Origin of the sequence: Synechococcus sp. MU1648 (assembly GCF_023630615.1) — a bacterium.
Lineage (GTDB): Bacteria > Cyanobacteriota > Cyanobacteriia > PCC-6307 > Cyanobiaceae > Parasynechococcus.
The window spans coordinates 79,203-99,478 of sequence record NZ_JAKUHI010000006.1 but is presented as its reverse complement, the minus strand read 5'-3'; the positions used below and the strand labels follow the sequence as shown (position 1 = coordinate 99,478).

Genomic DNA, 20,276 nt, shown 5'->3' with positions numbered 1-20,276 from the left:
GCTCAAAGTCAGAGCACCTCAGGCTTCACTCCTCGGCTTGATCCTCGCCACCATCGGAACCCTTGGCATGGCTTGTTCGGGGCTGCTTTGGAATTTTCAGGGCCTGGCGTTTGGACTCACTGGCACCCTGACTGCCGCAGTCGCTCTTCTGCTGAGTCTTGTCTTTCTATGGCCCCTCGGCTCAACCAAACTGACCGGACAAGGTGACACCTCGCCTGTTGAAATCAAGCCAATCAAGGTGGAAGCGGTTTCGCAAAACCCAACACTTACACCGACCACTGCTGAAGCCATTGCCGAAGTGTTGGCAGCTGAACAGAAAGAGCGTTCAGAACCGAAACTCGTGAATTACGCCCCTCTGCATCTTCTTCCAGGGCAACGTTTATCAACACGTGCCAGACGGGGAGGAAGTTCTCTTGGTCGTTATCGTTCGATGGCTAAAGACCTTTTCCGGAGCTGACGTCTCTCCAAACATTTCGGAGTTGGCGATGCCAGGGAGTGATGTTGACATCACGTCGATGTTCTCTCTTTAACGATCCATCAACACTGAATCCAGCTTCTTCCATGTCTCGTCGGAGTCGTCGGGTGATAGGGATAAGCAAAATTGACAAAACTAACGCCGCAAGCAATAAAAAAGGAAGTAGCGAAAGCAGCCAAATAGTGCTCACCAGAGTGATCGTTGCGGCAAGGCCGGTTTTCAGCCAACGAGGCATGTTTATTCCCCGTTGGCCAGGCAGCTGTTTCATGTTTCAGGGTGTTCACTCAGTTGGTAAAAGATCCTCTCAAGTTCACGGCGAAAAGCCGTGGAACTGAGTGGTTCCCCTAAGCGTCTGCGACGTCTTTGTCTCAGCATGACTCCAATCCAACTGATCTGCAGTGCAATCAGGAGAGAGGAGATGATCAGAAAGGGTGTCGCGAAATCATTCCACTCCATCCTTGCTCAATAACTGGATTGAGGCAGGGTGAAGCCAGACTGCATATGTCCAAAATCCAGCAGCACGTAAGTCAGCCAGATCAATACTGCTGCGACACCAGCGCCGGCAGCAACCTTGGCCAATGAACGACCAATCATCTCCAACAGACTGACCTCTTTCATCGCGTTGAACCAACTCTTTCGATTCTGACGCCTCTTCACCCCAAACCGTAGCCAGCCAACAAAAAAGCCCCGCAAGGCGGGGCTAGGTCAAACGATCAAACGAGGTGTTCAGCGTCCGACAACTGCTTCTTCAAGAACACCGCTCTTGGCGAAGCCTTCATTCAGCTCAGCGGAAAACTCCATGTCTGGCTCTAGACGACGAGCAATGAGCTCATCAATGGAGAACACACCAGGGCCACAGGCCAACACGGCAACAGCTGCTGCGAAGTACAGCCCCAGGAGCTCGAGGAGATAGATGTTGAAGCCTGCTGTGACGATGGCGTGATAGATGGCGACGGAGATGGTTCCTGCAACCGCCAATGCCCCCATCCGCGTCAACAATCCTGTGATCAGCAACCAGCTTCCGATCACCTCCGAGAACGCCGCGACGTAGGAGAGCAAGATCGGAAAGGGCAGATGCAACGGACGAACGAATGCATCGGCAAAATTTTCGATATTGGCGAGCTTCTCGTAGCCGTGGTGAATCAGCAGAGCCCCCGTGAACACCCGGAGGACAAGCAGACCAAGGTCGCCTGCAATGGGACGGGAAAGGATGGCGCGAATCACTGCAGAGCTAGTCGACTACACACAACTTAAATAAGTTGTGTGTTGCAGTGCGGGTCCGCGCCAAGTGGCGGGCTACTGATGAGTACTTCTACTCAGCTCGCCTGGGCGACTCAGTCGTCATAGACCAGGCACTCGGGCTCATCGGGATTCTGCTCACAGAACAGTTCCAGGGGAGAGGGGTCATGGGGATCATCGGGGAATTCCTTTTTGTGATCCAACAGCCACTGCAGCTCTTCCGTGAGATGACGCACTTTGCCGTCGTTGTGATCAGACAGGGCCTTGAGGAACTCCTCTTGATCCTTCTGAATGTGCTCGTCAATCGTTTTCATGACTTGGTCCGTCATCTGGCTGACATTGGGTTGTTAGCGAAGACGACCCATTTCGATCAGTCGGTAGATCTACCTTTGTGGTCGAAAGCACACAACAGATCCTCCCAAGAACCCATCACGTCCTGTGACATCGCGGTAGCCATCTGACGCTCCCCGAAGGAAAGTCAGGGAGGCTGATCATCCAGTGCATGTCGTTTTCCGATCGCAGTGTTCTGACAGGACTTCTTGTCTTTGCCATAGGGGTTGTTCTCGGCATCGGGATTGGTTCGGCTAGCGCCGTATCGGCCCTGACCCAGGGGGCACCCGATGTTCTCCAGACATGGTCGGGTGTTGTGGCACTCCCTTGAAGGCTTGACTCCGCATCTTTTCCCGCCTATCAGATGCTGAAATCGGGTGAGCTGAGCGATGTTGTCACATGGCCGAATGATTTTCAGTCGTGAAAAAAGAACGATTCGGCAATTGCTTAATCGACTGCAGCGGATTTTGTTTGGCTAGCTAGCGCGTTCCAATACTGATATTGCCAACACCAATCAGATGTTCGAGTCGCGCTGTGAGCTTCAACTCAGTGCGATCAAAGCCATCCTGATTGCCCGAAACGTAAGCAAGCTCTTCGGTGGTGATCACCTGGTGGGTGACAGCATCAAGGTAAATCTGAACCAGGGACATCCTCAACGTCACCATTCGAAGGCCATCCTGGCAACACTGGAGTGCAAACGGCGAATCGGGCCGCGAACGACAGAACTATGGATCGGCAGACCATTCAGAACCTGATCAAGCAATGCAGCGTGGGACTGTTTGATCTGGCCTGTGCCGTCAGCGGACATCCAAGCTGGGATCTGAGCCTGCCTGTCGGAGTGATCGATGCAAGACGCACCAAACCGAAACTGATCGTGAGTGCAATCGGCACGATCAACTCGACGTTGAAGGCCTCATCCACCATTGCTCACCCTTTGATGGTGCAGCTGTTCGAGCGTTTTGAAGACGTGGGCTTGGAACAAGCTCTCACCGAAATGAAGAACGGAGAGGAGGGAGAGGCTTTCGCAGAGGTTTGGCAGGCTTACAGGGATGAACGCCGTAGCGGTGATGCCCCAATGTGGAGCATCGAAGACGCCACGGCCTTCGTCGTGCAGTCTCGTGAGGCCCACGCTGACCGAGAGGTGGCCTGCGTCGCCGTTCTCCCTGGGGAGCCCCATCGCATCATCACGTTTTCGGTGCCCATTGCCTTCCTGACACGAGATTGAACAGGCCTATCGCGATGCGCCAAGCCAAGCAGGCATGAGTGTTTCCGAACTGCTAACCCAAATCGCCCTCTTGGGTATTGCCATTGGAGCCAATGGCCTATCAGCACTAGCGGGCGGTGGCGCTGGACTGGTTCAACTCCCAGCGCTCATCCTTCTTGGCCTTCCATTTGCCATGGCACTGGCCACTCATAAGGTTGCCAGCGTTGCTCTGGGGCTCGGAGCGACGGGGCGTCACTGGCGAGCCAGCAGTCTTGACCTCAAACGCTCTGCAGTGGTGCTCGGTGCCGGTTTACCGGGGGTCTGCTTGGGCGCCAGCATGGTTCTTGCCCTGCCAGATCAAGCGGCCACCGCAAGCCTCGGTCTGCTGACGCTGGGGCTGGGGGTTTACTCGGCGCGGAAACCAGATCTGGGAACGATGGACGAGCCCCGCCCCCTGACTGCCAGCACCGTCGGAGTCGGAGCCTGCGGACTGTTCATTATTGGAATCCTCAACGGTTCGCTGACCTCCGGGACAGGTTTGTTTGTCACCCTTTGGCTGGTGCGCTGGTTCGGACTGAGCTACGCGAGAGCCGTAGCCCACACGCTGGTTTTGGTGGGGTTGGGATGGAATGGGATGGGAGCGCTGGTGCTGGGTTTGAGCGGAGAGATCCGCTGGGACTGGCTGCCAGCACTGGTTCTCGGGTCACTCATCGGAGGCTTTCTGGGCGCCCACTACTCACTTGTGAAAGGTAGTCGTCTGGTCAAACGATCCTTCGAAATCTTGGCGCTGCTGATGGGGGGATCTCTTCTAATCCGCTGTCTCTGAATCGGAGCCCTCAAGGAAACGCCCAGAGAATCGCGTTGCCAGTACCACCGTTGCAGCCCCGTAGGCAATGAACGTCACCGCCTGACCAGCACTGGCTGTTTCATAGACCTCACCCGTCAGCAGCATCCAGTCCATCAGGGACGCCACAGTTCCCCAAATCACCACCCAGACGGACACATAAGCAACGCCACGAAAGGTCCGATCCACAAGCCCAGGGGTTAATCCTCTCAACGCTAAGGGAAGCTGGTTGAACAAGGAGGGCCGGCGGCTCCCGTAATGTCGGTGATTGATCCGATTGAGGGGATGCCGAAGAAACGCCGCAAGCTCAACAAGGACATGGAAGCGGAAATGGCCGCTGCCAAGCGAAAAATTGAGCTAGTGGGCGCGCTGATCAACGACATCCGGAATGAAGACATCCAGGCTGAGTACCTCGGCGCCTTCACGCAGATCCGAAGCGCCGTGGTGAATCTCATCGCTAAGTACACCACCGACGGATTCTGCGAAGAAACAGAAGGCCTGCTCGCGCTTTACAAGGGGCTGATCCAACAATTTGAAGAGGAGTACGAGCTCTGAAGCGGAGATCACGTCGGTCGTCATGGGAACAGGCACTGACGTAGCGCACCGTCTAAGTTCATCGACCTTTGTTCCAAGCCATGGCTCTTCGCCAGAACGACCCGCAGGTGTCACCACTGCGGCTGAAGATCACAGTTTTGATCGCCGGCTTCGGGCCACTGCTCGCCGTCGGCCTTTGGCTGCAGTCCAAAGGTTTTTTCAACTGACGCCATGCACCGTTTTCTCGCCACCGCTGGACTGCTGTCCCTCGGCATGCTCCCCAGCCTGAGCTGGGCCGAAACCGTCACGTTGACCCTGCGCAACGGCGACAGTCTTCACGGGGAACTGATTGAGCGGAACTCAGAGGATGGAACGACGGTGCTCAACCACCCCCAGTTGGGGCGGTTGGAACTCACCGCAGAACAACTCCGACCGGCCGAAACCAAGCCCCTCTGGACAAGCTCTGTGTCCGCGGGTCTGATCGGCAATGAGAAGGACGGCGACAGCTCCATGTCGATCAGCTTCACCGGAAAAACCCGCTACATAGATGAACAGCAGAAGCTGTCGTTGAGTGGCAGTTTCAATGCAAGCAAGTCGAAGGATTCGGGGGAGGCACTCTCCATCGATACAGAGAAGGGATCTGCGGAACTCCGATACGACAAACCAATCGGATCCAACCTCGATTTGTTTGCTTTGAGCAGTTACCAGTACAACGGCACCAATGATTCCGGGGTGAACACCGTTCTGGGAAACATCGGTGTGGCTTTCCCACTGATGAAGTCAGAAACAACTGATTTCACCGTGTCCATCGGTCCTTCGGTGCAGTGGAGCGGAGGAGGCATCACCTGTCCCAGCGACACGTTTTGCGGCAACACCTACGGCGGCGCAACGCTCACCGCAGATCTCAGCTGGAAACCCTTGCCAACGCTGAAGTTTGGACTTCAAAACCAATTCACAACGGTCTGGGCGAACGAGATTCAACCAGGCAACACCCTTACCGCTGAGGTCCGTTACTACCCCGCCGTGAACAGCAAGTTGTTCACAACATTGCGGGTTCAATCGATTTACCAAAGCATGAGCACTCCACAGGTGAACAACACCATCACAGCTCAGGTGGGCGCCGACTTCTGATGACAACACCACCCATGCTTCAACCGCCGCTGGACGCAGAACAGATCCGTGCCCTGTTCACCAAGCCCTACGGAACACCCGGCCCCACAGCTGCACAATGGAAGGCTGTTTACGCCGACGACGTTCACTTCACCGATCCAACCCAGGAACGGCAGGGAATTGACGCTTACATCCTTGCCCAGGAAGGTCTGATGCAGCGCTGTGATGACGTTTTCCTGGAAACAGAAACGGTGGCGGTGAGCGGAGAAACAGCCTTCGTTGAATGGCGCATGGGCCTAAAAATCAAAGGGATTGAATTCATCTATCCCGGCGCAACCCGACTCAGCTTCAATCCAGATGGAAAGATCGGGGATCATCGTGATTATTTCGATTTCGTCGGTCCCACATTCGCTCCTGTTCCTGTGATTGGTGGGCTGGTGCGATGGCTGTACAAACGGTTCGTTGCCTGAAGCAGCACAGCAGGGGCATCTGTTGATCGGTCCCCCCGGCAGTGGAAAGTCCACCCTCGCCGCGATCCTCGCTCCATTGCTCGGTGCAAGGGTGATCTCCAACGACGCGCTGAGGAAACAGCTTTGGGGGGACGCAAACGTTCAAGGTCCCTGGCCTGAACTCGAACCCCTCCTCCATGAAGCCATCGACAGCGCCCTGGCTGCTGGCGAGAACGTGCTTTTGGATGCCACCCATGCGCAACTCAGCTGGCGCCAACGGTTGATGCACAGAGATCTAGGGGTGAGGCGCCTGAAGTGGATCGGCTGGTGGCTACAGACACCGCTGGACCGCTGCCTTGTCTGGAACCGGTCCCGTGAACGAATGGTGCCGGAACAGGTGATTCATGCGATGCACCGAACGCTGACCAGCCGTGCTGATCGACCCGACAAGAGAGAGGGATTCTCAAGTTTGATTCGCCTCAATCCCGCCAGCTCAGACCACAAAGAACAGATCAATCGAGCACTTCAAACCATTCTTGGCCATGAAGAAAGGTAAGCAGGTCATGCACGCCCCTTTGAGTCCCATCAACGTGATTTGAACAGCATCAGTGCCATGACTCTCGGAGAACTGTTTCTGGAAGCCATGTCCACCGGCGTGATCACCAACGGTGAAATGGCGTGGGTGACCGACCGACAAGATCAATTCACGCGAACCGAGGAAGCCGTCGCGCAGCGACTCGGCCGACTCATCGACGAAGGCACGATTCAGCTGGGTTGCCGCATGCCGGCGGCCTGAACAAAGGCAGTGCCCTGATGACGCGCATTTCCTGCCGCTACACCGGCGATCTGCACTGCTCAGCAGAACATGGGCCCTCAGGCGTGGCATTGCACACCGATGCACCGCCTGATCACGACGGACGTGGTGAAAGCTTTTCACCAACAGATTTGTTGGCCACCGCTCTTGGCACCTGCATCTTGACCGTGATGGGAATCACGGCCAAACGCCGAAATTGGACGGTTACTGATGCAGAAGCATCGGTGGAAAAAATCATGAGCCAATCGGGGCCCCGCAGGATCGAGACACTTCGGGTCAGCATCACCCTGCCGATAGGGTTGTCAGAGGAGCAGGTTCAGTTGTTCAAACGTGTTGTGAATGACTGCCCTGTGAAACGCAATCTTGAGCCATCCATGACGATTGATTTGATCTGGTGCTGATCATCCGCATCGATCCAAAGACGGGTTTAAAGCGGAGATAAGAAGAGCAAGAGGAGGAACGGTGAGACTTCACTTCATACCGATTCATATCTTCCGAGAGACTCCATCGGTGACCTTCTTTGATGCTGGGGTCCCTGGGAGCAATGGCACCGACGTGGTCGCCCACCATGGCGCCGCCACGTCCCCCCCCGATCAAGACGGCTCAGAGCAGTACTACGTCCACCGTCATCAGGTGGACAACAACCTGGTGTTGGAAGGGGCTCGGACCTTCACGCTGCTCAATCCAGCCTGGGACCACCCCCATCACATCATTCATTTGATCCGCGCGATGGGTGCTCTCCAAATCCCGATCGGGACCTACCACCGCTCAGTTTCCAGCATCGACGGCAGTCTGGTTCTGAACCAGTCCATGCGTGATCGCGAATTTGATTACAGAACGGAATTCATCCCCATACGACTTCAAGCACAAGAGGATCTCCGGAAAGCAAAAGCAACGGTTCCATGGATCTGGAGCTGGAAAGATGGGCACATCTGCAGAGATCACGGATCTCAGTGATGGTGTTTCCGTCGTCGTGAATGACGACGAATGCGCTTCACCAATCGGTCGCTGATGGCGTTATCCGCTGCACACTCCAGCTGATTCCAGCGCCATCCCAGCAAAGACAGCAATAAGACGATTGCAATTGCGATCAACCAACCCACGGTGACAACTCAGAGTGACAGCTCAGAGACAAAGACTGCTGGTCCAGAGTTCTTCCTCGTCACCGAGATGTGTCCGAACGCAAGTGGTCACGCACTCGCCATCATCCACCGAGCAGGTGGTGATGCACTCAAGGCATGCCTCAACAGAATCCCAGGTTCCAGCCTGCTGTTGCTCCATGGCGCTCTCAACCGACTGAAGGAGTTGTAGGTCGCCGATGGATCTCTGTCACAGCTTCCATGAAGACGAGTGAAGGAGGCGGGTTTTAGCGCTGGCCGTCCTGATCGAGGCTGAACTCCAGCAATGCTGCCGTGAGCAAGGTCTTCATCGTCTGCAGTGCCTCCTGCTCCCTTGGATCCGGCCCCCCAGGCCATTTCTCGAGATGAAAGCTCACCGAGCGATGGAGCAGGCGAACAGCCTCGAGATCCAGATCGAACTGGAGCGTGGCGCGGGACTCACTCATATCCACATTCTCCCTAACGCCGGCTCACCATGGCCAAATCGTTGACAGCGAGAAACCTAGGGAGTAGTACATAATTACTACAATCATGGCTATGGAGTCCTTGAACGTACCCCTTGCTGGGACTTGGCCACCGATGGGCGCTGGGCAGCTACGGCCCAGTCGATCTCTCATGGTGTGCCTCACCTGCCAGCACTTTCAGCACACCCTTGCCGAGGCAGGAGTCACTCAGCCGGTCTGCGCACGCCATCAACAATTGCTCCCCCAGGGAGCACATCTTGATCACCGCTGCCACCAGTGGATGCAGCGACTGGAGAAGGAGATCGGCTGGTGCCCAGAGGGGGCCTAATTCGCTTCAAATCCCCCACAGTGAGAAACAAAAGCCCCCTCGTGAGAGGGGGCTTTCCGATTCAGTTGATCTGAATCGTTTGGTCTGTTCCAGTAGGAACAGGTTGATTCCAGATCAACCGATGGCAGGAGCCTGCAGAGCCACAGGAGTGGACTCAACAGCAGCCAGGTCGAGGGGGAAGTTGTGAGCGTTGCGCTCGTGCATCACTTCCATGCCGAGGCCGGCACGGTTGATCATGTCGGCCCAGGTGTTCAGGACACGGCCCTGACTATCCAGGATGGACTGGTTGAAGTTGAAACCGTTCAGGTTGAAGGCCATGGTTGACACGCCCATGGACGTGAACCAGATGCCGACAACAGGCCAAGCACCCAGGAAGAAGTGAAGGCTACGGCTGTTGTTGAAGGAGGCGTATTGGAAGATCAGGCGACCGAAGTAACCGTGGGCAGCCACGATGTTGTAGGTCTCTTCCTCTTGGCCAAACTTGTAGCCGTAGTTCTGGGACTCGCTCTCGGTGGTTTCACGCACCAAGGAGGAGGTCACCAGGGAGCCGTGCATGGCGGAGAACAAGCTGCCGCCGAAGACACCTGCGACGCCCAACATGTGGAAGGGGTGCATCAGGATGTTGTGCTCGGCCTGGAACACCAACATGAAGTTGAAGGTGCCAGAGATGCCGAGGGGCATGCCGTCAGAGAAGGAGCCCTGACCGAAGGGGTAGACCAGGAAAACGGCCATCGCGGCAGACAGCGGAGCGCTGTAGGCGACGCAGATCCAGGGGCGCATGCCCAGGCGGTAGGAGAGTTCCCACTGACGTCCCATATAGGCGGAAATGCCGATGAGGAAGTGGAAGCAAACCAACTGATATGGGCCGCCGTTGTACAGCCACTCATCGAGGGAAGCAGCTTCCCAGATGGGGTAGAAGTGCAGGCCGATGGCGTTTGAAGAAGGAACAACAGCACCGGAGATGATGTTGTTGCCGTAGATCAGGGAGCCAGCGACAGGCTCACGGATGCCATCGATATCGACAGGGGGTGCTGCGATAAACGCAATGGTGAAGCAGATGGTGGCCGCCAAGAGGCAGGGAATCATCAGTACGCCGAACCAACCCACGTAAATGCGGTTGTTGGTGTCGGTAACCCACTGACAAAAGGCTTCCCAATTGCTCTGGCGTCCGCTGCGAATTGCGGTGGACATAGAAGAAAAGAAGACGAATGAACCTCTCCCCAGAAAAAAAGGGATAGGTGGACCAAGCCTATGGACGGAACCTTCCGTTACATGAGATTTAAACAATCAGAATCAGGTCTCAATCAATCTTCATTAAGCACTTCATGAAGCATTCATGAAGTTGAATGAAGCAGCCAATCGCGTGATTGCTGAACGAAGCCGTTCCAGTTCAGCCGCTCCTGCTCAGCGGCCTGGGCCACGAGCAACGGGGCCTGCTGCTTCAACGCCACAAGATCCAGCTCATCCACGCCCGCATTGACCGCCAGCCAATCCGCCATGGAACGTCCCACCACGCGGGTGAGATAGGCCGCACTGAGGGCTTGCATCGCTCCAGCGATGAGCCAGCTCCCCCCATCCAACTTGGCCAGACCCAGCAAGGTTTGTCCGGTCCACTCCACCACGCCCTGGGCCAGCGCCACACGCGCCAGCTGCGCCGCCGCTTCCCTGAGCACCTCTGGCTGCAGCGACGTTCCCCAGATCTCTCCCATCTCCTTGATCATCAATCCGTTGGCCACCGCGACGGCAAGAAGATCAAGGCTTGGGACTGGGGATGCCAACACAGAACCGGCAACCACCCATTGGGTGCGTTGCTGGATCTGCAGAAAGCGCTCACGCCGGAGCGACTCCAAGTCGCGCTGCCAGCGCCGGTGAAGATCAGCCAAAAGCCGCGGCCGCGTCTCGGAAGCCGCCTGTTTCAGCAAACGGCGCAAAGGCCCTAAAGCAGCCCGAAGCGACATCGAAGGATCCCGAACCAGAATTCGCTCACGCCAGCGATCGGGGAGATCAGCGAGGAGAGCAGAGATGGCATCAGGCGACGATTCCTGACCCTCGGGAGTCACAAGCAGCCAGGCGGGTTGATCATCCGGCAACTGCTGAAGCCAAAGCAGGTCTGAAGCCAGCAATGGAGTGCCCAGGGTGAACAGAATCAGGTCCTGATCCACCAGCCCACGAGGCCAACAGCGGCTGCCCTCAGTGATCAAGGGATGGCACAACGACAGGCTCAAAGACACCGAGCCTGCAAGAGATCGGCTGAGGTCTTCTTCGTTTGGTCCCTGATGGTTCCCCAGGGCGACCATGGCCATACGCACAGGACCGCTGCGCTCCACCACCAACTTCAATTCAGCGCGTCGGGCTAGATCCGCGGATGGTTGCTGCTCAAAACGTGCGAACTGATCCAGCACCTCCTGGCAGCGAGAAATCCATCCATCCAGAGACACCGGTGCTGCGAACCGCGGTTTGCTGGGCTTGCGGCCGAGCCAGATCACCACGCCACCAGCAGCCAGGAGGCCCAGTCCTCCGCCGGGAACATGCATGACATCACTGATCAGCCAGTGTCCAGCAAGCAGCCCAGCTCCGGCCACGGCCAGCGGCCGCAGCAGCGACGTTGGTGGCATCACCAGATCTGGCAATGAAGCCGGGAATTTCAACAGAGAGTCTGTTGTAGCAGTGGCCCTTCTTAGCTCAACCCAACTCCTGAAACCAGGACTTCAGGTCAGAGGGAAGACTTCTCCATAACTTGGGAAGAAGACGGGTTCAGCCATGACACACAGTCATCCCAACCCGATGGTCGACAACCGCAAGGGGGTGCGCAGGGTTCTCATGGTGGCTCTGGGCCTGAACATCACCATGTCGCTTCTGAAGCTTCTGGTGGGGGTCATGAGTGGATCCCTGGCGGTGATCGCGGATGCCATGCACAGCGCCACCGATGCCCTCTCCAGCCTCACGGGACTGGTCACGAACAAGCTCTCCGATCCACGGCCGGATCGCGATCATCCCTATGGACATCGCAAATACGAGGCGGTCGGAGCCCTTGGAATCGCAGGTTTCATCCTGTTCACAGCCATCGAAATCCTCATGCGTTCAGGGGAGCGGCTCCTGGAGGGGCTGCCACCCATTCGTGTCACGGGCCAGGAGCTTGTGCTGCTCACCCTTGTGCTGGGGTTCAATCTCCTGCTTGCAGGGTATGAGCTGCGGGAAGGTCGGCGACTCAACAGCAACCTGCTCAAGGCGGATGCCCAGCATGCGGCGAGTGACGTCTGGACCACCGTGGTGGTGCTAGTGGGCATGGCAGGGGCGGTATGGCTGCAGGTGAGCTGGCTCGACGTTGCTTTGGCGATCCCCATGGCTCTGCTGCTGATCCGTGTCTGCTCGCAGGTGTTGCGCAGCACCTTGCCCTGGCTGGTGGACCACATGGCGATTGCCCCCGAAGCCATCTACGCCGAAGCGATGTCCACCGCCGGGGTGATGAATTGCCACGACATCGCCAGCCGCGGCGTGCTGGGTCAGCAGATCTTCATCGAAATGCATATGGTTGTCGATGCCGACGATCTCACCAAGGCGCACCAGATCACTGAGCAGGTGGAGGAGCGCTTGGAGGAAACCTTCGGCCCGGTGCGGTGCACCATCCATTTGGAACCAAAGGACTACGTGGAGGACTGGATCACCTACACCGGAGCCCATGGCTGAAGCCGACACCGAAGTGACGCCGCTCGCCGGGCTGACAGAGCGTCAACAGAGGGGCCTGATCGACGTACTCGACGAAGTCGGCCGCGCCGATGGCTGGTCTTGGCAACTGCCAGTTTTGCTGCAGGAACGCTGCTGGCTGAGGCTGTCCAGAACTCCCCTCACGGAGCTGCATCGCCTACTTACCCCGGACGGGCGTGATGAAGCCCCGGAACTGGTGCATTACAGGCGCCTGCTTCAGCAGGGGATGGATCCACTCTTGGCCCAGCAGAGCTGCTGGCATGACTTCGGCATGGAGGACTGCCAGAGAGCTCTCCGGGAGTATTGGAGCAGCCGGGACACGGCCATCCACGGATGGACGGCCCAGCGGTACCGACAACTGGTGAGCAGCTACCGCGAGCGGATCGAACGGGGGATCACGGCTGTTCCGATGCTGGTGCTCGCTCGAAAGAACAGCGTTGAATGCCACCAGCTGCTCTGGATCACCGAAAACACCCCGGTGATGCGTCACACTTGCGCCTGATTCCAGGCCATGGGCCATGAGTGATTCCTACAGCGATCCCCAACATCAGGCGGGACAGGGAGACGGCGGCCGTGACGGCCAGCGCAGTCGTGGCAACCGTGCCGGCGGCCGCGAAGGCGGAGGCTTTCGGATTCGTCTGAGCGACAACGAAATGCGCTCGGCAAGGGCGCTACAAGAGGCCTTCAATCTCCGTTCCACCGTTGCGGTCCTTGGTTTCGCGGTCCGCAGCCTGGGGCAGATGTTGGAGGACGGCCAACTCGACGCTCTGATCGAGCAACAACGCAATCAGCCCGCCCGAAGTGGCCGCCGCGATGGCGGTGGTCGTGATGGCGGTGGTCGTGATGGAGGTGGTCGTGATGGAGGTGGTCGTGATGGAGGTGGCCGCGGTCGCCGGTTCGACGACGAGCGCAGCAGCAGGGGTTCCCGTCCGAACCCGTTTGCTCGCCCTGCCAAACCCCAACCCGAAGCAAAGGCTGAACCCGTAGCGGAATCGGCGGTGGAGCCGGTGGTGGAGTCGGTAGTGGAATCTGAAGCGGCCCCAATCGACGCCACCAGTTCGGCCCCCGTTGCGGATGGATCGGCCTTAGAGGTGTCGACGGACGAGACCAAAACCCAAACGACAGAGGACTGATTGATGAGCCGGCCAAGGGTTCTTTCCGGGGTGCAACCGACAGGAGCGCTGCATCTCGGCAATTGGCTTGGTGCCATCCGCAACTGGGTTGACCTGCAGGAGAGCCACGACACCTTTGTCTGTGTGGTGGATCTCCACGCCATCACCGTTCCCCATGACCCCAGCCGTCTGGCTGAGGACACTCGCTCCACGGCTGCGCTGTATCTGGCCTGCGGCATGGACCCCAAGCGCTGCTCGGTGTTTGTGCAGAGCCAGGTGGCAGCCCACAGCGAACTCTGCTGGCTCCTGAATTGCGTCACACCGCTCAATTGGCTGGAACGGATGATCCAGTTCAAGGAAAAGGCGGTGAAGCAAGGGGACAACGTTTCCGTGGGTCTGCTGGACTACCCGGTGCTGATGGCCGCCGACATCCTTCTCTATGACGCTGACCTTGTGCCCGTCGGTGAAGACCAAAAGCAGCACTTAGAACTGGCGCGTGACATCGCTCAGCAGCGCATCAATGCCCGTTTCGGTGACAAGGAAACGCCCGTACTCAAGGTTCCGAAACCGCTGATCCTCAAGGAGGGCGCTCGGGTCATGAGCCTCACTGATGGTCGCAGCAAGATGAGCAAGAGCGATCCGAATGAGGGAAGTCGCATCACGCTGCTGGACCCTCCAGAGCTAATCACCAAAAAGATCAAACGCGCCAAAACCGACCCCCTGCGGGGACTTGAATTCGACAACCCGGATCGACCAGAAACTGACAACCTCTTGGGGCTTTACGCGATCCTCAGCGGCAAGGGAAGGGAGCAGGCCGCCAGCGAATGCGCCGAGATGGGATGGGGGCAGTTCAAACCGATGCTGGCCGAAGCCACAGTGAACGCCCTGGAGCCCATCCAGGTGCGCTATCGCGAGCTGATGAGCGACCCCGCGGAGCTCGACCAGGTGCTGAGCACGGGACGCGAAAAAGCCGAAACCGTGGCCAACGCCACGTTGGAGCGGGTTCGAGAGGCCCTGGGCTTTGCCCGACGAGCCTGATAACGACCAAAGACAACCATCAGCTGCTCTTATCAATACAAGGGACAAGGCCTCGCCCCATACCCCAAGAGATTTGACGGAAACAATCGCAGCGACAGCAATGAGTCCCGGAAGACTCTCAGGACGCTCTCACTTGCGTAGACACAGCGATACCACCATGTCAACCCCTCAGGAGCCGATCTCGCGCAGAGGCGTCGTGGGCCAGCACTCTGACCGTCCACCTGATTGTCCTGCGTGCGTCATCTTTTTGCTGCGTTCAACAAAACCTCTCGTTGGAGCCGACCTCTGGTCGGTGCAGCGCTGAGCGCAGGAATGGTTCTTTGCGCAGGAGCATCACAGCCCCCCCAAAGCCCCCAAGATCTCCTGACAGATATCGACGACAGCGACAGCAGTCGCGCCTCCCTGTCGTCAGGTAACGAGGGAGGTCGCTACGAGTTGACGCCTGAGCGACGCGCACTGCTCAACACCATCCGCTACGCCGAAGGCACCTGGAAAGACGGTGAAGACAAGGGCTACCAAATCATGTACGGGGGAGGTCAGTTCCAGGACCTCTCCCGTCATCCAGAGCGGGTGATCGTGAAGCGCTACACCAGCGCCGCTGCGGGTGCTTATCAGTTCCTGCCCAAGACCTGGAAAGGTGTCGCCCAGGAACTCAGGCTGTCCAGCTTCGAACCCAGGCACCAGGATCAGGCCGCACTGCATCTCGCGGAGCGAAGGGGTGCTCTCGATGAGATTGATCGGCAGGGTCTTACCAAGGACGCCATGGCAAAGCTGGCACCCGAATGGGCATCCTTCCCAACCAAAGCCGGTCACTCCGCCTACGGGCAACCGGTGAAGAGTCATCAGGAGCTGGCAAGCTTTTACAGCAGCAACCTGCGCCAGCTGAGAAGTCAGCTGGGTGCCTGAGGAGAACGGGAGGAACCCAGCTTCGCGGCCAGGGCCCACACCTCCGTGACCAAACCGTGCCACGGGTTCATGACCTCCATGGAAACGGCCATGGGCTGTGTTGAGGCAGCCACGAGGGCACGTGTGGCTGCAATCGCCTTCTTGCCGTCCCGCAGTCGCCGCTCCATGCCCTGACGCTCCTTGAGCGACATCACCGCATCCGGGCAGGCCTGGAGAAGCTCCTCCCCGCGCTGAAACCAGTGCTCGAAGTCATCGAGAAGGGAAGCCAGCAGTTCATCCAGCAGAGCACCAGCGTCCCGATTGGTTGACTCGCCCACGTGATGCCCTCGGGTCTCGCCCATAGGATGGCGGGCCTCGTACCTGAACCGGTGAGCAGCGCTGCAGCAACCACCCCAGCCCCTTCAGCACCAGTGGTTCTGCCCAAGACCAGCGAAAGCGATCAACTGCTCAAAATCCGCCACTCGATGAGCCACGTGATGGCCATGGCTGTGCAGCAGCTGTTTCCCAAGGCACGCGTCACCATCGGACCTTGGACCGAAACCGGGTTTTATTACGACTTCGACAATCCCGATCCCTTCACAGAGGCCGATCTGAAGGCCATTAAGAAAGGGATGATCAAGATCATTAACAAGAAACTGCCCCTTGAACGGGTTGAGGTGAGCCGCGGCGAGGCCGAAGCAAAAATCAAGGCCCAAAACGAGCCCTACAAGCTGGAGATCCTCGAAGGCCTTCAGGAGCCCATCACCCTCTACACCTTGGGTGAGGCCTGGTGGGACCTCTGCGCAGGACCTCACGTGGACCACACGGGGCAGCTCAACGCCAAGGCCTTTGAGCTGGAAAGCGTGGCAGGCGCCTACTGGCGTGGCGATGAAACCAAAGCGCAGCTGCAGCGCATCTACGGCACAGCCTGGGAAACCCCCGAACAACTGGCGGAGCACAAACGTCGCAAGGACGAAGCCCTGCGCCGGGATCACCGACGCATCGGCAAAGACCTCGACCTCTTCTCCATCGAGGATGAAGCCGGTGCAGGCCTGGTGTTCTGGCACCCCCGCGGCGCCCGCATGCGCCTGCTGATCGAGGAGTTCTGGCGTCAAGCCCACTTCGAGGGCGGATACGAGCTCCTCTACACACCCCACGTGGCCGACATCAGCCTCTGGAAGACATCAGGCCACCTCGACTTCTACGCCGAAAGCATGTTCGGTCCGATGGAGGTGGACGAACGGGAATACCAGCTCAAACCGATGAACTGCCCGTTCCACGTGCTCACCTACGCCAGCAAGCTGCGCAGCTATCGGGAACTGCCGATTCGCTGGGCCGAACTCGGGACTGTGTATCGCTACGAGCGACCGGGCGTGATGCACGGCCTGATGCGCGTGCGCGGCTTCACCCAAGACGATGCTCACGTGTTCTGCCTGCCGGAGCAGATCAGCGACGAGATTCTGAAAATCCTCGATCTCACCGAGCGCATCCTCTCCACCTTCGATTTCAGCAACTACGAGATCAACCTCTCCACCCGACCGGAGAAGTCGATCGGAGATGACGACGTCTGGGACCTCGCCACCAAAGGACTGATCGAGGCCCTGGAGCGCAAGGGCTGGGCGTACAAGATCGACGAAGGGGGCGGCGCCTTCTACGGCCCGAAGATCGATCTCAAAATCGAAGACGCCATCGGCCGGATGTGGCAGTGCTCGACCATCCAGCTGGATTTCAACCTGCCGGAACGCTTCAAGCTCGACTACATCGCCGCCGATGGAAGCAAGCAGCGTCCGATCATGATCCACCGCGCCATCTTCGGCTCGCTGGAGCGCTTCTTCGGGATCATGACCGAAAACTATGCCGGCGATTACCCGTTCTGGCTGGCCCCTGAACAGGTGCGACTGCTGCCGGTCACCGACGAAGTGCAGCCCTACGCCGATCAGCTGCTGGACCAGCTCACCAAGGCCGGGGTACGCGCCACAGTCGACCGCAGCGGCGATCGCCTCGGGAAGTTGATCCGCACCGGCGAACAGATGAAGATCCCTGTTCTGGCCGTCATCGGTGCGAAAGAAGCGGAGCAGAGCGCTGTGAGCCTGCGCAGTCGCCGGGATGGTGATCTCGGGGCCACAGCAGTGGCCGACCTGCTCAGAGCTGCCCAGACGGCCAACAACCAACGCGCTGCAGGCCTGGAGCTGAACTGATGACGGAGTCCCCTGTGAACAACCTGGCCGATCTCGCGCGTTTGCGTGGAGCACCAGAGCTGCTTCCTCAGACCAGAGATCAGCTCCGCCAAGAGCTCAACCAGGCGATGGCCACTGCCCATTGGTTCACCATTGGCGTCATGGCCCCCTCCATGGATCAGGCCCTCTCAGCGCTGCGCAATCTGGAGAAAAGCCAACAGTGGGAGTCCATGGAGCTTGTCGACAGCCCGGAGGGACCGGGTCCTGTTTTTCTGAAAGCCAACCAAAGGGGGGGGACAATCCGGATTCGGATCGAGCACGGCCTCGGCGAAGGAATTCTGATCACTGGGCACGGCGAGGACGAAACCACGCAAAGCACCACCTGGGGACCACTTCCACTGGACTTCTTCTCCTGACCTTCCCACGCTGGTAGGAGATACCGCGGCTTTGTATGGCCACCCCCACACTCCTTGCAGGGGACATGGGAGGCACCAAGACCCTGCTTGCTCTTTACGAGAGTGACGGGAGTCAGCTTCGCCTGCTGCATCAGCAGCGCTTCCGCTCCGGGGAATGGTCTTCTCTCGAGCCGATGCTCGGCAGCTTCCTCAACGATCGTCCAGCCGATCTTGCAGCTCCTGCTCATGCCTGCATCGCCGTCGCCGGTCCGGTACGTCACAGGGAGGCTCGGATTACCAATCTGCCCTGGCGGCTCCGGGAGGCCGACCTGGCTCATGCAGCGGGATTGGAACGTCTCGAGCTAGTCAACGACTTCGGCGTGCTGATTTACGGACTGCCCCACTTCGATGACAGCCAGCAAGTGATCCTTCAAAACGGTGAACAGGATCATGGCCCCCTGGCGATTCTTGGTGCCGGCACCGGTCTTGGCATGGCACGGGGACTGCGGACCGAACAGGGCTTGGTTGCCTTGGCAAGCGAGGGAGGGCACCGCGAGTTCGCCCCGCGCAATGAAGCGGAATGGAACCTGGCCTGTTGGCTCAAACAGGATCTCGGCGTCAGCAGGCTGTCGATCGAGCGCATCGTGAGTGGCACCGGCCTGGGGCATGTGGCCCACTGGCTGCTTCAAAAACCCGATGCCGGAATGCACCCCCTGCGCAGCGTTGCCGAAGCCTGGCGACGCAACAGCCCCAACGATCTTCCGGCTCAGGTGAGCCTCGCGGCTGAAGAGGGAGACCCTTTGATGCAGCGCGCTTTGCAGTTATGGCTCGAGGCCTATGGATCAGCGGCAGGCGACCTTGCCCTGCAAGAACTCTGCACAGGAGGCCTCTGGGTCGGTGGTGGCACCGCATCAAAACAATTAAAAGGACTGCGATCCGCAAGCTTTCTCAAGGCGATGCGCGATAAGGGACGCTTCCGCGAGCTGATTGAAGGGCTGCAGGTCACAGCCGTGATCGATCCCGATGCCGGACTGTTCAGTGCCGCCTGCCGCGCACAGATGCTGGCGGAGTCAGGTGGGACACTGGCCTGAGCAGAGGATCAGCGATGTCGCAGCCGCGCATCGGTCAGAAAGTGGTCGTTGACGTACCGGCAACTACCGCCAATCTCGGACCAGGCTTTGACTGCCTCGGTGCTGCCCTCGATCTGAACAACCGTTTCGCGATGCGTCGGATCGAAGGCGGTGGTGAACGGTTTGAGCTGATTATTGAAGGTTCGGAGGGCAGCCACCTCCGCGGTGGGCCAGAGAATCTCGTTTACAGAGCGGCGCAACGGGTATGGAAGGCGGCTGGGCTCGAACCCGTTGCGCTGGAAGCACGGGTTCGGCTTGCGGTGCCACCTGCACGGGGACTGGGCAGCAGTGCCACGGCGATTGTGGCCGGATTAATGGGGGCCAATGCCCTCGTTGGTGAACCCCTCTCCAAGGAGAAGCTGCTGGAACTGGCCATTGATATTGAAGGGCACCCCGACAACGTTGTGCCTTCTCTTCTGGGGGGGCTCTGCATGACCGCCAAGGCTGCATCCCAGCGCTGGCGTGTGGTTCGTTGCGAATGGACGCCGAGTGTGAAGGCCGTTATTGCGATTCCATCGATTCGCCTCAGCACCAGCGAAGCCCGCCGCGCCATGCCCAAGGCCATCCCCGTTGGCGATGCGGTGGTGAACTTGGGCGCCCTGACCCTGCTGCTTCAAGGGCTCCGCACCGGCAATGGTGACCTGATCTCCGACGGCATGCATGATCGACTGCACGAGCCTTACCGCTGGCGGCTGATCAAAGGCGGTGACCAGGTCAAACAGGCGGCAATGGACGCTGGAGCCTGGGGTTGCGCGATCAGCGGTGCAGGGCCGAGCGTCCTGGCGCTCTGCTCGGAAGACAAAGGCCCAGGCGTCAGCCGCGCCATGGTCAAAGCGTGGGAAGCGGCGGGAGTCGCCAGCCGTGCACCGGTGCTGAATCTGCAGACCTCAGGCAGCCACTGGCAACCTGCGGAAGATGAGTAGAT

General features: G+C 58.6%; 33 protein-coding genes. 22 read left to right on the top strand and 11 right to left on the bottom strand.

Going from position 1 to position 20,276, the window contains the following annotated elements; all coding sequences use genetic code 11:
* Positions 1-37: 37 nt before the first annotated feature.
* The gene (locus NCN06_RS08370; RefSeq protein WP_250398854.1) at positions 38-457 is read left to right on the top strand and encodes a hypothetical protein; all 420 of its coding nucleotides are present in this window, start codon (positions 38-40) and stop codon (positions 455-457) included.
* A 282-nt stretch (positions 458-739) separates the two neighbouring features.
* On the opposite strand, the gene NCN06_RS12865 is transcribed toward NCN06_RS08370, so the two are convergent.
* The 4 genes from NCN06_RS12865 to NCN06_RS08355 form a co-directional block, all read right to left on the bottom strand.
* The gene (locus tag NCN06_RS12865; RefSeq protein ID WP_502988832.1) at positions 740-931 is read right to left on the bottom strand and encodes a DUF8681 family protein; all 192 of its coding nucleotides are present in this window, start codon (positions 929-931) and stop codon (positions 740-742) included.
* A 6-nt stretch (positions 932-937) separates the two neighbouring features.
* Entirely contained in the window at positions 938-1,093 is a 156-nt protein-coding gene (locus NCN06_RS08365) for a hypothetical protein (RefSeq protein WP_170951142.1), read from the bottom strand.
* 108 nt (positions 1,094-1,201) lie between these two features.
* Positions 1,202-1,699 carry a DoxX family protein gene (locus tag NCN06_RS08360; RefSeq protein ID WP_226398477.1) on the bottom strand — a complete coding sequence of 166 codons (498 nt, stop codon included), beginning with the start codon at positions 1,697-1,699 and terminating at the stop codon, positions 1,202-1,204.
* Between the two features lie 110 nt (positions 1,700-1,809).
* Complete coding sequence (locus NCN06_RS08355; protein ID WP_115024259.1) at positions 1,810-2,028, bottom strand: CP12 domain-containing protein; 219 nt, start codon at positions 2,026-2,028, stop codon at positions 1,810-1,812.
* A 188-nt stretch (positions 2,029-2,216) separates the two neighbouring features.
* Here NCN06_RS08355 and NCN06_RS08350 point away from each other — a divergent pair, with 188 nt between their 5' ends.
* Complete coding sequence (locus NCN06_RS08350; protein ID WP_226398476.1) at positions 2,217-2,375, top strand: hypothetical protein; 159 nt, start codon at positions 2,217-2,219, stop codon at positions 2,373-2,375.
* Positions 2,376-2,523: 148 nt separating this feature from the next.
* On the opposite strand, the gene NCN06_RS08345 is transcribed toward NCN06_RS08350, so the two are convergent.
* Positions 2,524-2,694, bottom strand: a complete 171-nt coding sequence (locus NCN06_RS08345; RefSeq protein ID WP_170951140.1) for a PM-15 family protein — start codon at positions 2,692-2,694, stop codon at positions 2,524-2,526.
* Positions 2,695-2,771: 77 nt separating this feature from the next.
* Here NCN06_RS08345 and NCN06_RS08340 point away from each other — a divergent pair, with 77 nt between their 5' ends.
* A complete protein-coding gene (locus NCN06_RS08340; protein WP_115023487.1) occupies positions 2,772-3,269 on the top strand; it encodes a hypothetical protein in 498 nt (165 codons plus the stop codon).
* Positions 3,270-3,303: 34 nt separating this feature from the next.
* On the top strand, positions 3,304-4,074 hold the full coding sequence (locus tag NCN06_RS08335; RefSeq protein WP_226406693.1) for a sulfite exporter TauE/SafE family protein: 771 nt from the start codon (positions 3,304-3,306) through the stop codon (positions 4,072-4,074).
* Here the strand turns inward: NCN06_RS08335 and NCN06_RS08330 are convergent.
* Positions 4,057-4,281, bottom strand: a complete 225-nt coding sequence (locus tag NCN06_RS08330) for a hypothetical protein (protein ID WP_115023489.1) — start codon at positions 4,279-4,281, stop codon at positions 4,057-4,059. The genes NCN06_RS08335 and NCN06_RS08330 overlap by 18 nt on opposite strands.
* A gap of 96 nt (positions 4,282-4,377) precedes the next feature.
* Here NCN06_RS08330 and NCN06_RS08325 point away from each other — a divergent pair, with 96 nt between their 5' ends.
* The 8 genes from NCN06_RS08325 (at position 4,378) to NCN06_RS08295 (ending at position 7,956) form a co-directional block, all read left to right on the top strand.
* On the top strand, positions 4,378-4,647 hold the full coding sequence (locus NCN06_RS08325; protein WP_115024260.1) for a hypothetical protein: 270 nt from the start codon (positions 4,378-4,380) through the stop codon (positions 4,645-4,647).
* Positions 4,648-4,727: 80 nt separating this feature from the next.
* On the top strand, positions 4,728-4,853 hold the full coding sequence (locus tag NCN06_RS12785) for a hypothetical protein (protein ID WP_255453056.1): 126 nt from the start codon (positions 4,728-4,730) through the stop codon (positions 4,851-4,853).
* A 4-nt stretch (positions 4,854-4,857) separates the two neighbouring features.
* Entirely contained in the window at positions 4,858-5,757 is a 900-nt protein-coding gene (locus tag NCN06_RS08320) for a DUF481 domain-containing protein (RefSeq protein WP_226398474.1), read from the top strand.
* Positions 5,758-5,771: 14 nt separating this feature from the next.
* Positions 5,772-6,206, top strand: coding sequence for a nuclear transport factor 2 family protein (locus NCN06_RS08315; RefSeq protein ID WP_226398473.1), 435 nt, complete (start codon positions 5,772-5,774; stop codon positions 6,204-6,206).
* On the top strand, positions 6,199-6,741 hold the full coding sequence (locus NCN06_RS08310) for an ATP-binding protein (protein WP_226398472.1): 543 nt from the start codon (positions 6,199-6,201) through the stop codon (positions 6,739-6,741). Before NCN06_RS08315 ends, NCN06_RS08310 begins: the two co-directional genes overlap by 8 nt.
* 57 nt (positions 6,742-6,798) lie before the next feature.
* Positions 6,799-6,981 carry a PM-15 family protein gene (locus NCN06_RS08305; RefSeq protein WP_115024262.1) on the top strand — a complete coding sequence of 61 codons (183 nt, stop codon included), beginning with the start codon at positions 6,799-6,801 and terminating at the stop codon, positions 6,979-6,981.
* A 17-nt stretch (positions 6,982-6,998) separates the two neighbouring features.
* Positions 6,999-7,400, top strand: coding sequence for an OsmC family protein (locus NCN06_RS08300; RefSeq protein WP_115023493.1), 402 nt, complete (start codon positions 6,999-7,001; stop codon positions 7,398-7,400).
* 109 nt (positions 7,401-7,509) lie between these two features.
* The gene (locus NCN06_RS08295; protein ID WP_350223188.1) at positions 7,510-7,956 is read left to right on the top strand and encodes a hemagglutinin; all 447 of its coding nucleotides are present in this window, start codon (positions 7,510-7,512) and stop codon (positions 7,954-7,956) included.
* 168 nt (positions 7,957-8,124) lie between these two features.
* Here NCN06_RS08295 and NCN06_RS12860 read toward each other — a convergent pair whose 3' ends face one another.
* Both NCN06_RS12860 and NCN06_RS08290 read right to left on the bottom strand, forming a co-directional pair.
* Positions 8,125-8,280, bottom strand: a complete 156-nt coding sequence (locus NCN06_RS12860) for a DUF8642 family protein (protein WP_226398470.1) — start codon at positions 8,278-8,280, stop codon at positions 8,125-8,127.
* Between the two features lie 85 nt (positions 8,281-8,365).
* Positions 8,366-8,563, bottom strand: a complete 198-nt coding sequence (locus NCN06_RS08290; protein WP_115023495.1) for a hypothetical protein — start codon at positions 8,561-8,563, stop codon at positions 8,366-8,368.
* A 169-nt stretch (positions 8,564-8,732) separates the two neighbouring features.
* Between NCN06_RS08290 and NCN06_RS08285 the strand changes: the two genes are divergently transcribed.
* On the top strand, positions 8,733-8,909 hold the full coding sequence (locus NCN06_RS08285) for a galactose oxidase (protein WP_226406685.1): 177 nt from the start codon (positions 8,733-8,735) through the stop codon (positions 8,907-8,909).
* A 114-nt stretch (positions 8,910-9,023) separates the two neighbouring features.
* Here NCN06_RS08285 and psbA read toward each other — a convergent pair whose 3' ends face one another.
* Together psbA and NCN06_RS08275 are read right to left on the bottom strand one after the other, a co-directional pair.
* On the bottom strand, positions 9,024-10,100 hold the full coding sequence (gene psbA, locus NCN06_RS08280) for a photosystem II q(b) protein (protein WP_166016669.1): 1,077 nt from the start codon (positions 10,098-10,100) through the stop codon (positions 9,024-9,026).
* Positions 10,101-10,243: 143 nt separating this feature from the next.
* Entirely contained in the window at positions 10,244-11,524 is a 1,281-nt protein-coding gene (locus NCN06_RS08275; RefSeq protein WP_226398467.1) for a YcjF family protein, read from the bottom strand.
* A gap of 145 nt (positions 11,525-11,669) precedes the next feature.
* Here NCN06_RS08275 and NCN06_RS08270 point away from each other — a divergent pair, with 145 nt between their 5' ends.
* The 5 genes from NCN06_RS08270 to NCN06_RS08250 all read left to right on the top strand — a co-directional run bounded on the left by NCN06_RS08270 (position 11,670) and on the right by NCN06_RS08250 (position 15,670).
* On the top strand, positions 11,670-12,596 hold the full coding sequence (locus NCN06_RS08270) for a cation diffusion facilitator family transporter (protein ID WP_226398466.1): 927 nt from the start codon (positions 11,670-11,672) through the stop codon (positions 12,594-12,596).
* On the top strand, positions 12,589-13,116 hold the full coding sequence (locus tag NCN06_RS08265; protein ID WP_226398465.1) for a hypothetical protein: 528 nt from the start codon (positions 12,589-12,591) through the stop codon (positions 13,114-13,116). The genes NCN06_RS08270 and NCN06_RS08265 overlap by 8 nt, the downstream gene beginning before the upstream one ends.
* Before the next feature lie 16 nt (positions 13,117-13,132).
* Positions 13,133-13,747 carry a DUF8668 family protein gene (locus NCN06_RS08260; protein WP_250398852.1) on the top strand — a complete coding sequence of 205 codons (615 nt, stop codon included), beginning with the start codon at positions 13,133-13,135 and terminating at the stop codon, positions 13,745-13,747.
* A gap of 3 nt (positions 13,748-13,750) precedes the next feature.
* Complete coding sequence (gene trpS / locus NCN06_RS08255; protein WP_226398463.1) at positions 13,751-14,764, top strand: tryptophan--tRNA ligase; 1,014 nt, start codon at positions 13,751-13,753, stop codon at positions 14,762-14,764.
* A 312-nt stretch (positions 14,765-15,076) separates the two neighbouring features.
* Positions 15,077-15,670: a glycoside hydrolase family 24 protein gene (locus tag NCN06_RS08250; protein ID WP_226398503.1), complete on the top strand. Its 594-nt coding sequence runs from the start codon at positions 15,077-15,079 to the stop codon at positions 15,668-15,670.
* Here the strand turns inward: NCN06_RS08250 and NCN06_RS08245 are convergent.
* Positions 15,655-16,011 (bottom strand): DUF2605 family protein, encoded by a 357-nt coding sequence (locus NCN06_RS08245; protein ID WP_226398462.1) that lies wholly within the window; start codon positions 16,009-16,011, stop codon positions 15,655-15,657. The two genes, NCN06_RS08250 and NCN06_RS08245, sit on opposite strands and share 16 nt — an antisense overlap.
* Before the next feature lie 3 nt (positions 16,012-16,014).
* Here NCN06_RS08245 and thrS point away from each other — a divergent pair, with 3 nt between their 5' ends.
* From thrS to thrB, 4 genes are read left to right on the top strand one after another with little or no spacing between them, the layout of a single operon-like run.
* Positions 16,015-17,847 carry a threonine--tRNA ligase gene (gene thrS / locus NCN06_RS08240; RefSeq protein ID WP_250398851.1) on the top strand — a complete coding sequence of 611 codons (1,833 nt, stop codon included), beginning with the start codon at positions 16,015-16,017 and terminating at the stop codon, positions 17,845-17,847.
* Positions 17,847-18,242: a DUF1824 family protein gene (locus NCN06_RS08235; RefSeq protein WP_250398850.1), complete on the top strand. Its 396-nt coding sequence runs from the start codon at positions 17,847-17,849 to the stop codon at positions 18,240-18,242. Before thrS ends, NCN06_RS08235 begins: the two co-directional genes overlap by 1 nt.
* 35 nt (positions 18,243-18,277) lie before the next feature.
* Positions 18,278-19,312: a glucokinase gene (locus NCN06_RS08230; protein WP_226398459.1), complete on the top strand. Its 1,035-nt coding sequence runs from the start codon at positions 18,278-18,280 to the stop codon at positions 19,310-19,312.
* A 14-nt stretch (positions 19,313-19,326) separates the two neighbouring features.
* Positions 19,327-20,274 carry a homoserine kinase gene (thrB, locus tag NCN06_RS08225; RefSeq protein WP_226398458.1) on the top strand — a complete coding sequence of 316 codons (948 nt, stop codon included), beginning with the start codon at positions 19,327-19,329 and terminating at the stop codon, positions 20,272-20,274.
* Positions 20,275-20,276: the final 2 nt, after the last annotated feature.